We start from the raw sequence: 9333 nt of genomic DNA, 5'->3' as shown, positions 1-9333 counted from the left end.
TGGGGTGTGGGGTGTGGGGTGTGGGGTGTGGGGTGTGGGGTGTGGGATGTAGGGTGTGGGGAGACGGAGTAGGGGAGCAGGGAGAAAAAACTGATGACTGATGACTGATGACTGATAACTGATTACTGATAACTGATAACTGACCCCTCATAGATTTTTACTTAACTTTATGTCTTTGGTAATTTGTACGGGTTTTCATGATTCTAGATTGACCGAGGATTTTTTAGGACATCTGGGGAGCCAATCGGTCAAATTAAGTCCCTATATTATTATTTCGCCTTTTTCTTGCTTAAATAAAGCTTTTTCACCGGGAGAAGCTCTAACCTTGATTGGGTTTAGTGCGGGGGTGGTAAATGCGATCGCTTTAGCTCATTATTGGCAAGCTCAAGGGGCAAAAATTGCCGCTTTAATAGCTCTAGACGGGTGGGGAGTGCCATTAATCGGTAATTTTCCCATTTATCGCCTTAGTCACGATTATTTTACCCATTGGAGTTCCTGTTTATTGGGTAGCGGTGGAGAAAATTTTTATGCGGATCCGCCTGTGGATCATCTTAGCCTTTGGTCGTCCCCCGATCGAGTGACCGGTTGGTCTATCAATGGTAATTTTGTCCAACGCACCACAGCGTTAACTTTTTTATTAAATCGGTTAGGCAAGAATCAATTAACTATAATTAGGTAGTCCCCTCCCTGTCTTTCCTATTTCTTTACCGCTGCTGATTTATGAGTACATCCGTTCCGAATTCTTCAATTCTCTTGGTGGGAATTGAGGAGAATATCGCTAAACTAGCTAGTGCGGACTTGAAAGAAGCAGGTTATCGTCCCCTGATCGTGCCTAGCATTGATATCGCTTTCCCAGAAGTGAAAAGTTGGCAGCCAGCGATGATTATACTCGATCGCTTCCTCGCAGCGGAGGCCGGTGTGAATTTTTGTAGTCGTTTACGTTCCCAGGGAAGTCGCGTTTATATTATTTTGTTAGTATCTCAAGAAACCCTAGAAGAACGTCTCGCCTGTTTGGAAGCGGGAGCCGACGATTATTTTCTCAAACCCTATAATTCGCAATCTTTTCTCAAATTAATCCGTTTTTACCTGCAACCTCTGGAAATTACCCCCGAACAATTGGGTTTCGGTGACTTAGTATTAGATTTAGCCAGTCGTCGTCTCTCCTATAAAAACAAAAATATTGAGTTGACGATGAAGGAATTTGAACTGCTGCGCTACCTCATGATTCACCCCAAAGAAGTATTATCGAGGGATCAAATTCTCGAAAATGTCTGGGGAGACGAATTTCAAGGAGAATCAAACGTTATTGAGGTGTATATTCGCTATTTACGCCTGAAGATGGAGGCTGGTGGTCAAAAACGCCTCATTCATACCGTGCGTGGTGTGGGCTACGTTTTACGGGAATCTTAACAGTAATCAGTAATCAGTGATCAGTAATCAGTGATCAGTAGATTGCTTTTATTTAATCTCCCCACACCCCACACCCTACACCCCACACCTACCAATTGTAAAGAAATGTTACAATTATGCCGTTATAACAGCTTACCATCTTGACAGGAGAGAAAGACAGTGGTTATAGTAGAGACACATACCCGGGTAAACCAATTTAGTGATATGCAAGACAAGCAAAAAGTCACACTGTACCTTCCCCCTGGAGTCCATCGTCAACTAAAAATAAGGGCCGCGATCGATGAAGAATCGATGTCAGGGCTGGTGGAAAAAGCGATCGCTTTCTACCTAAAATACCCCGAAAAGGTAGAAGAAATCGAAGCCGCCGCCTACGGCAAAACCTATCAGGTTCATGTCTGTCCCGAGTGTGATGCCGCGTTAGTGATGAAAGAAGATCGGCTAAGGTCGATCAAACGCCAGCCCGCAATAGTGGGCGACGAGTTCCCGCTCGAAGTTCCCGAACCCGTTGGCGTTCAAGGAACCACAGAAGGAGAAGCAGCCTTAGTTCCCTGCTAAACTCTCAGTAGTCGAACAAGGTATCTACAGCCATCAGCCGCCCAAGGTCAAAACCGTTATCACAAATAGGGTCGATGTTATGAAAGAAGAGCTAGAAATTCTCGTCAAGGCTCAGTATCCCCTGATTTACCTCGTCACCTCCGAGGAGGAAAGGGCGGAAGAAGCCATCAGCAAAATAGCCCAACTAAATACACAACATCGACGGGTGTTTGTCTGGACTGTCACCCACGGCATGATCGAACTGGGTCAACCGCGCCAAACCAGTCAACATAATACCGTGTCGCCAGAAGCGGCGATCGAATGGGTAGTGCGTCAACGGGAAGCGGGCATCTACATCTTCAAAGACCTGCATCCGTTCATCACTTCCGCTCCGGTCACTCGCTGGTTAAGAGATGCGATCGCCAGCTTTAAAGGAACCGAAAAAATCATTATTTTAATGTCTCCCCTGCAAGAAGTCCCCATAGAACTAGAGAAAGACGTAGTAGTTCTAGATTTTCCCCTGCCGGACATGGGAGAGTTAGATACAGTTCTCTCGCAACACCTAGGCAAAAATCAAAATCGTCGTACCACCACAGAGGTCCGGGAAAAACTCCTGAAGGCGACCTTAGGTTTAACCAAAGATGAAGCCGAAAAAGTTTACCGGAAAGCCCATGTAAAAGCGAACAAATTGACGGAAGACGAGGTAGAAATCGTCCTTTCCGAGAAAAAACAACTGATTCGCTGCAACGGAATTTTAGAATACATTGAAGAGGACGAGACCATCAATGCCGTCGGCGGTCTGGAAGAACTAAAAAAGTGGTTAAAAAAGCGCTCAAACGCCTTTACAGAAAGAGCCAGATGTTACGGACTCCCCCAACCGAAAGGGATGCTAATTTTAGGAGTGCCGGGCTGTGGTAAGTCCTTAATCGCTAAAACCACCTCGCGCCTCTGGGGTTTACCGCTCCTGCGCTTAGAGATGGGACGGGTTTACGATGGTTCCAGGGTGGGACGGTCCGAGGCTAACCTGCGTAATGCCCTAAAAACTGCCGAATCCATCTCTCCTGCCATTCTGTTCATCGATGAATTAGATAAAGCTTTTGCCGGTGGCGCGGGCTCCGCCGATTCCGATGGGGGAACCTCTAGCCGCATCTTCGGCTCCTTCCTGACTTGGATGCAGGAAAAAACCTCGCCCGTCTTCGTTATGGCCACAGCTAACCGGATTGAACGGCTACCGGGGGAATTTCTCCGCAAGGGGCGCTTCGATGAAATCTTCTTTGTCGATTTGCCCAATTCCGAAGAAAGACAAGATATCTTTAATATTCACCTGACTAAACGACGCCCCGACATTGACATTTCTCGCTTCGATTTGGAGCAGTTAGCCAAGGTATCCGATAGGTTTTCCGGTGCGGAAATAGAACAGGCGCTGATTGCCGCCATGTATGAGGCCTTCGCCCAAGATCGCGAATTCACGCAATTAGACATTATTGCGGCGATTAAGGTGACTCAGCCCCTATCTCGCACCATGACCGAACAGGTAACTGCCCTGCGTGATTGGGCCAGACAACGCGCCAGACCTGCTTCGGCCTCCGTCGCTGAGGACCAGCGATTGGAGTTCTAACAGACTTTCGCCCGCTCCCAACGGGATGAAAGGCTAGTTCTCAGGGACTAGCAATGCCTCGAAAAGCCGCTTGGCGGCACTCTTTAACTCTCAATCTGTTGTTGTTAATTCTTAATCTACAAAGAGGAAATTCCAATGTCTCATTTTAGCACTCTCCGGACCAAAATCACCGATGCCGAAATCCTCAAAGCTTCTCTCCGCGACCTCGGTATTAGCGTAAAAACCGAAGCTGATGTTCGTGGTTACAACGGTCAACGGGTTCGCTCCGACATCGTTGCTGTTCTCGATGGCGAATATGATCTCGGTTGGTCCCGCAATACCGACGGCAGTTTCGATTTAATCGCTGACCTCTGGGGTGTGGCCAAAAAACACAATCAAACCGAATTGATCAACTCGATCAACCAAAAATACGCTGTGAACAAAACCCTATCCGAAGTGAAACAGCGCGGTCTGCAAAACGCTAACGTTAAGCTAGTCGTTCAAAGCTAAGATTTACAGCGCGTTCCCAAGCCTAGGGGTTGACCAGTTCGGTTAACCCTTTTTTCTGTCCGTGGGGTATGTTAAGAATAGTAAAATTAACTTGACAAAAATGCTCCGACCTGAAGAAAGAACTAAACTCGATCCGACCAAAGACAGCGATTTTTATGCTTTTCCCCGCTTCGTCACCCACGTGGATGAGGGTTTTATTGATCGATTAACCGCTCTCTACCGAGAGATATTATCGCCGAATACGCGTATTTTAGACCTGATGAGCAGCTGGGTGTCCCATTTACCGGAGGAGATGGAATTTGAGCATATCGAAGGTCACGGGATGAATGGGGAGGAGTTAGCCAAAAATCCCCGCTTGCATAGTTATTTTGTCCAGGACCTCAATGCACAGCCAAAATTGCCCCTAGGGGATAGTTCTTTTGATGCGGTGTTAATCACGGTGTCGGTGCAGTATTTGCAGTATCCAGAGGCGATTTTTGCGGAACTGTATCGCATTTTAAAGCCTAATGGTCTGGTGGTGGTCAGTTTTTCCAATCGGATGTTTTACCAAAAAGCGATCGCTGCTTGGCGCGATAATAGCGATTTAGGCCGGGTAGCGTTAGTGAAATCCTATTTTAAATCGGTGGCGGGATTTAGGGAAGTACAGGCGATCGTTCGTCCTGCTACTACCCCCAGTTTCCTACAAATGTTAGGAATTATGGTTGCTGATCCCTTCTATGCAGTGATAGGAAAAAAGAATCCTCTCTAGGATTATAGTCATCGTTAACACTCAGAGGGTGTAGGTCTAACGTTGCCCATCACCCGCCGCCAATGACTTGGGATGATTTAGATAACTTTAGCATAAGGTCGGGTGCAGTGATTTGTTAGATCGCTTCTAATTCTTACCTAGAATCTTGTCATACTCGGAGTGCGATCCAACCCAGAACCAAACTATCTTTTCTTCCTCTGAATTCTTAATCCCTAATGCTCGCCATCCAATGCCGACTCTGACTGACCAGATTTTTTCTCTTGGTTTCACCTCTTTGAACTCTAGGCTGGGGTGAAATGGATTTTCTTTCCAAATCTGGTAATTTTTCTTGGCTGTTTCTTGTACCCTTTGCGGCAAACTTAGAAAAAGTTGACGAAACCTCTTGGTTCTGGATGACTTCATTCTTCCCCAAAGCCTTTATCTTCTGTTCTCCCCTCTTGTTCTTCTATCAGAGCTTCCTGTGCCATTGTTATTAAAGCTCCCAATTCCAGATCCTCGTTGGAAAGGCTTTTCTGCCATTTTAATTCACCTTCAATATCTTCCAGCAATTGTTGAGCAAGTTCATCTTGAAGATGCTCTGGCAGTTTCTGGATTTCTGTGAATGCTTTTTGCAATAGAGTAGTCATGTTTTGTTCATGTTTTACGGGTATTGAACTATTTTACTACTTTTTCTACTCTTGCAATCTAACGGTTTAAGTTTGTCTAAGTAGGTGGGTGGAATTAAATATAAAATGAACGTAGGTTGGGTTGAAGCATGAAACCCAACGCCCGCATGGGTTACGCTACCGCTAACCCATCCTACAAATAATTGTGCCTACCTACTTATAGCTTTATTGTCAACGACTTTAGGGAATAACGGGCTTCAATAAAAGGGCTTCTGAGGGCTGCTCAAGCATTAATAAGCTGTTCGTAATTTAAATTGCTTGTTGAGACGAGGCAAGAGGCAACAGTAAAGGAATTGGAGGAGATTCGGCTAATCTAAGAATAAGCAGTTTAAATAGGGTTTGCTGAATAAATGTGAAATGTAGGCAAGGTAGGGGTTTTGTGGCTTTACGAGCGAAACAGGTGCAAGATTTTTGCGTCTTCATCGGCCCGCGTCCTGTAGGGGCGAAGCATTTGGGCATAACCTATCGGTGAAACCGGAGATTTTCTATCCGAATGCTTCGCCCGTACTTTTTGCCGCAAACCCTAAATATGTCTTAGCTTACCAGCGCGTCCGCTTCGCTCTAATCTCAATCCTGTTGTGGCAACGATATCAGAGTTTTGTTTTTTACTTTTTGAACAGTCAACCAAACATTTAAACCGTCCACAACTGCTGTTGCCGTTGTGCTAGAATGGCGAAAAATTCTCGCAATTGATAATTATGTTAGCCGAATTAGCCGCCGCCGAAATCGCTAAAATCGCCTTTGAAGCTGTTATCGGTAAATTAACGGAAGGAGCAATGGATAAAGGTGTAGAATTGTGGCAAAAAATTAAGCAAAAGTTACAAAAGGAACCCACCGCAGCCAAGGTTTTAGCGGCAGCCGAACAAACTAAATCCGAGGCGATGATTGAACAGCAAGTGGTTCCTTTTTTACAGGTAGAAATGCTCAAAGACCCCAATTTTGCCCAAGAAATCCAAATCATAGCACAACAAATTATGACAATTAATCAGAATCAAACAGAAACGAAACCTCAAATTGTTACACAAATAAACAAAGATATTAAACAACAATTGAACATTCAAGAAGTTAAGGGTAATTTAAATCTAGGAATCCCTCCTGAATGACTGGCGGATCTGCACGCAAAAGCAGACGCAATAGAAAATAATCGCAGTAGTCAAAGGAGTACTTTCAAGGGAGGAGATGCTCGAAAACGTCTCGCCTATTGGCAGGGAAGGAAGGAGGAAATCACCCAAATTAAGCAGTGGTTTACTGATCCAAATGTTGCGATGATTGGCATCAAAGGAGTTGGAGGAATTGGAAAATCTACCCTAGCTAGTAAAATTTTTGAGGAGGAAATTCCCCTCGATCCTTCCCTAGGGGATGATGAAGATTTATTCCCAAAACGCTTTTGGTGGGAAGCGGGAAATCTGGGGGGATTTAGTGGTTTAGCTCGCCAAATCCTGACGGACTTTGGTTATCCCGTCCCCGAAAAAGAAATAGATTTACAGGAAGCTTTAATCAGACAACTACAACGCCATCGCCACCTAATTATTATCGATAATCTAGAGAGTTTATTAGGGGAAGATGGTTCTTGGAATAATGAATTTTATCAGCAGTTTTTCACTGCTTGGATAGAAAAAGGTGACACCAGCAAAATTATAGTCACCACCAGAGAAAAGCCAAAAACTAGGGGTTTTAACCGTTGGATCGAGCTAAAAGGTTTGAAACCTCCTGAAGGGGCGCAATTGTTAGCGGAATCGCAAATAACAGGGGATTTAGAGAACTTTTCTCGACGGGTGGATGGTCATCCATTACTCCTGCGATTGGTGGCGGATTTAATCTTAGCAGAATTTCCGCAAAACCCCAGTTTAGAAAGGTTAGCGGACTTAGGATTAGGAAATTTATCGCAACTTTTGAGCGATCCGCAGGTGGTGGGGAGTCATCGTCAAGAGACAGTGGGAATTGCTTTAGTTTTAGATGCTAGTTTTCAGCGACTTAGCCAAAGACAGCAGGAATTATTCACTAAAACCAGCATTTATCGCCGAGAATTTGATTCTCTGGCAGCCAAAGCAGTGATGGATAATTACCCGGAGATCGAACTATCCGAGATCACGGCAGATTTGCGAGAATTACAGCGACGATCATTATTAGAAGAAAAAGAGGAAAATCGCCAGCGAATTTTTAGTTTTCAGCCTTTAGTTTGGGAATATGCACAATACAAACCCGGCGATCAAAGGGAATTACACCAAAAAGCGATCGCCTATTATCTTTCTATTGCTCAACCCGACTCCTGGGAAATCCTCAACGATGTGCAACCTTACCTAGAAATTTTCTATCATTGCTATCAGTTAACCGAGTACGACAATGCTTTTGATATTCTCCGTACTATCGAGAATTTTCTCACCCGACGGGGTTATTATCAAACCCGGGCCGATTATTACCTTGAATTAGTCACTGTTTACCAACAACAGGAGGAGCAAACCAACTGGAAATATACCGCATCCCTCACCAGTTTAGGCAATGTTTACTATTCCCTAGGAGAATACCAAAAAGCGATCGAGTTTCATCAACAGTCCCTAGCAATCAAACGGGAAATCGGTGATCGGGGGGGTGAAGCGAAATCCTACGGTAATTTAGGCAATGTTTACAATTCCCTAGGAGAATACCAAAAAGCGATCGAGTTTCATCAACAGTCCTTAGCAATCACACGGGAAATCGGTGATCGGGGGAGTGAAGCGAATTCCTACATGGGTTTAGGCAATGTTTACTATTCCCTAGGAGAATACCAAAAAGCGATCGAGTTTTATCAACAGTCCTTAGCAATCACACTGGAAATCGGTGATCGGGGGGGTGAAGGGAAATCCTACGGTAATTTAGGCAATGCTTACGATTCCCTAGGAGAATACCAAAAAGCGATCGAGTTTCATCAACAGTCCTTAGCAATCAAACGGGAAATCGGTGATCGGGGGAGTGAAGCGAATTCCTACATGGGTTTAGGCAATGTTTACAATTCCCTAGGAGAATACCAAAAAGCGATCGAGTTTTATCAACAGTCCCTAGCAATCTTTCGGGAAATCGGTGATCGGGGGGGTGAAGCGAAAGCTTGGTTTAATCTGGGACTTACCTACTATAAACTCAAACGTATATCGGAAGCGAAAGAAGCATATCTTCAGTCGCGGGAATTATATCAAGCATTGGGGTTAGCAGCGGATGTTCAAAAGTGCGATGATGAAATTCGGCAATTAGAAACCCGAAAATATCCCTTAATCGTTGCTTTCTTTCTGGGGGTGGTTAAGTTTCCTTTAGTTTTAATTGGGGGGATAATATTGGCATTGTGGCGATTGTTAAAAAGATGGTTGAGGAAAGCATAATTATCGGTAGGATGGGTTAGGAATCCCTTATTTTTAACCTGAGTTTCACATCTGCTAATTTCCCCTCATAACTACCCTAAAGTGAGAAATTATAGTAATATTTCTAAGGATTGCCAGAAAAGAAAGAGCGCCATGCTGCTGTGCCGATCGCTCCTCCTAAAAGGATAATTAACGTCCAAACTTGATTTTTTTGGGTTCCTTCCAGCTTTTCTAGTCTTCTATCCATCCCATCGACTTTCTCAGTTAGTTTTGCCTGTCCTACCTCTAGCTTAGTTAGCCGTTCGTCGATTTTGTCAAATTTCTGGTTAAAATCCTTCTGTAGGCTGTCAAATTTCTGGTTAACATCCTGTTGCAAGGTATCGATTTTTTGGTTAAAATCCTTCTGTAGGCTGTCAAATTTCTGGTTAACATCCTGTTGGAAGGTATCGATTTTTTGGTTAACTTCCTTGATGCTGTCTTTGATTTCCTTGAGGACGGATTCAAGACTATAAGTAACGGTTTCGTTAGACATTTTGGTAA

Annotated in this window: 10 protein-coding genes and 1 pseudogene; 8 read left to right on the top strand and 3 right to left on the bottom strand. The window is 44.4% G+C overall.

The genetic code is table 11. The features are described 5' to 3' along the window. Nucleotides 1–169 precede the first annotated feature (169 nt). From O9290_RS04035 to O9290_RS04010, 6 genes are all read left to right on the top strand, one after another. Nucleotides 170–679: a hypothetical protein gene (locus O9290_RS04035; RefSeq protein WP_002758973.1), complete on the top strand. Its 510-nt coding sequence runs from the start codon at nt 170–172 to the stop codon at nt 677–679. Nucleotides 680–720: 41 nt separating this feature from the next. Continuing rightward, on the top strand, nt 721–1410 hold the full coding sequence (nblR, locus tag O9290_RS04030) for a response regulator transcription factor NblR (protein WP_002758972.1): 690 nt from the start codon (nt 721–723) through the stop codon (nt 1408–1410). 204 nt (nt 1411–1614) lie between these two features. After that, nucleotides 1615–1965, top strand: coding sequence for a slr0373 family blue light stress response protein (locus O9290_RS04025; protein ID WP_502846441.1), 351 nt, complete (start codon nt 1615–1617; stop codon nt 1963–1965). Between the two features lie 79 nt (nt 1966–2044). Next, entirely contained in the window at nt 2045–3562 is a 1518-nt protein-coding gene (gene ycf46 / locus O9290_RS04020; RefSeq protein ID WP_288056971.1) for a stress-responsive protein Ycf46, read from the top strand. Between the two features lie 135 nt (nt 3563–3697). Then, nucleotides 3698–4051: a DUF1257 domain-containing protein gene (locus O9290_RS04015; protein ID WP_002731874.1), complete on the top strand. Its 354-nt coding sequence runs from the start codon at nt 3698–3700 to the stop codon at nt 4049–4051. A 100-nt stretch (nt 4052–4151) separates the two neighbouring features. Next, the gene (locus tag O9290_RS04010) at nt 4152–4799 is read left to right on the top strand and encodes a class I SAM-dependent methyltransferase (RefSeq protein ID WP_002781835.1); all 648 of its coding nucleotides are present in this window, start codon (nt 4152–4154) and stop codon (nt 4797–4799) included. Nucleotides 4800–4925: 126 nt separating this feature from the next. Here O9290_RS04010 and O9290_RS28065 read toward each other — a convergent pair whose 3' ends face one another. Together O9290_RS28065 and O9290_RS04005 are read right to left on the bottom strand one after the other, a co-directional pair. After that, the gene (locus O9290_RS28065; protein ID WP_012265764.1) at nt 4926–5201 is read right to left on the bottom strand and encodes a ParE family toxin-like protein; all 276 of its coding nucleotides are present in this window, start codon (nt 5199–5201) and stop codon (nt 4926–4928) included. Further along, the gene (locus O9290_RS04005; RefSeq protein WP_002756907.1) at nt 5198–5425 is read right to left on the bottom strand and encodes a hypothetical protein; all 228 of its coding nucleotides are present in this window, start codon (nt 5423–5425) and stop codon (nt 5198–5200) included. Before O9290_RS04005 ends, O9290_RS28065 begins: the two co-directional genes overlap by 4 nt. A gap of 737 nt (nt 5426–6162) precedes the next feature. Between O9290_RS04005 and O9290_RS04000 the strand changes: the two genes are divergently transcribed. Further along, on the top strand, nt 6163–6567 hold the full coding sequence (locus tag O9290_RS04000; RefSeq protein ID WP_288056968.1) for a hypothetical protein: 405 nt from the start codon (nt 6163–6165) through the stop codon (nt 6565–6567). A gap of 63 nt (nt 6568–6630) precedes the next feature. Continuing rightward, nucleotides 6631–8814 (top strand): annotated as a pseudogene (locus O9290_RS03995) (tetratricopeptide repeat protein); the annotation flags it as partial. A 103-nt stretch (nt 8815–8917) separates the two neighbouring features. Here the strand turns inward: O9290_RS03995 and O9290_RS03990 are convergent. Beyond that, on the bottom strand, nt 8918–9325 hold the full coding sequence (locus O9290_RS03990) for a DUF4164 family protein (protein WP_288086734.1): 408 nt from the start codon (nt 9323–9325) through the stop codon (nt 8918–8920). Nucleotides 9326–9333 lie beyond the last annotated feature (8 nt).

It is taken from the genome of Microcystis sp. LE19-41.2A (assembly GCF_027530405.1).
GTDB lineage: Bacteria > Cyanobacteriota > Cyanobacteriia > Cyanobacteriales > Microcystaceae > Microcystis > Microcystis aeruginosa.
This window is presented reverse-complemented; position numbering and strand designations above follow the sequence as displayed.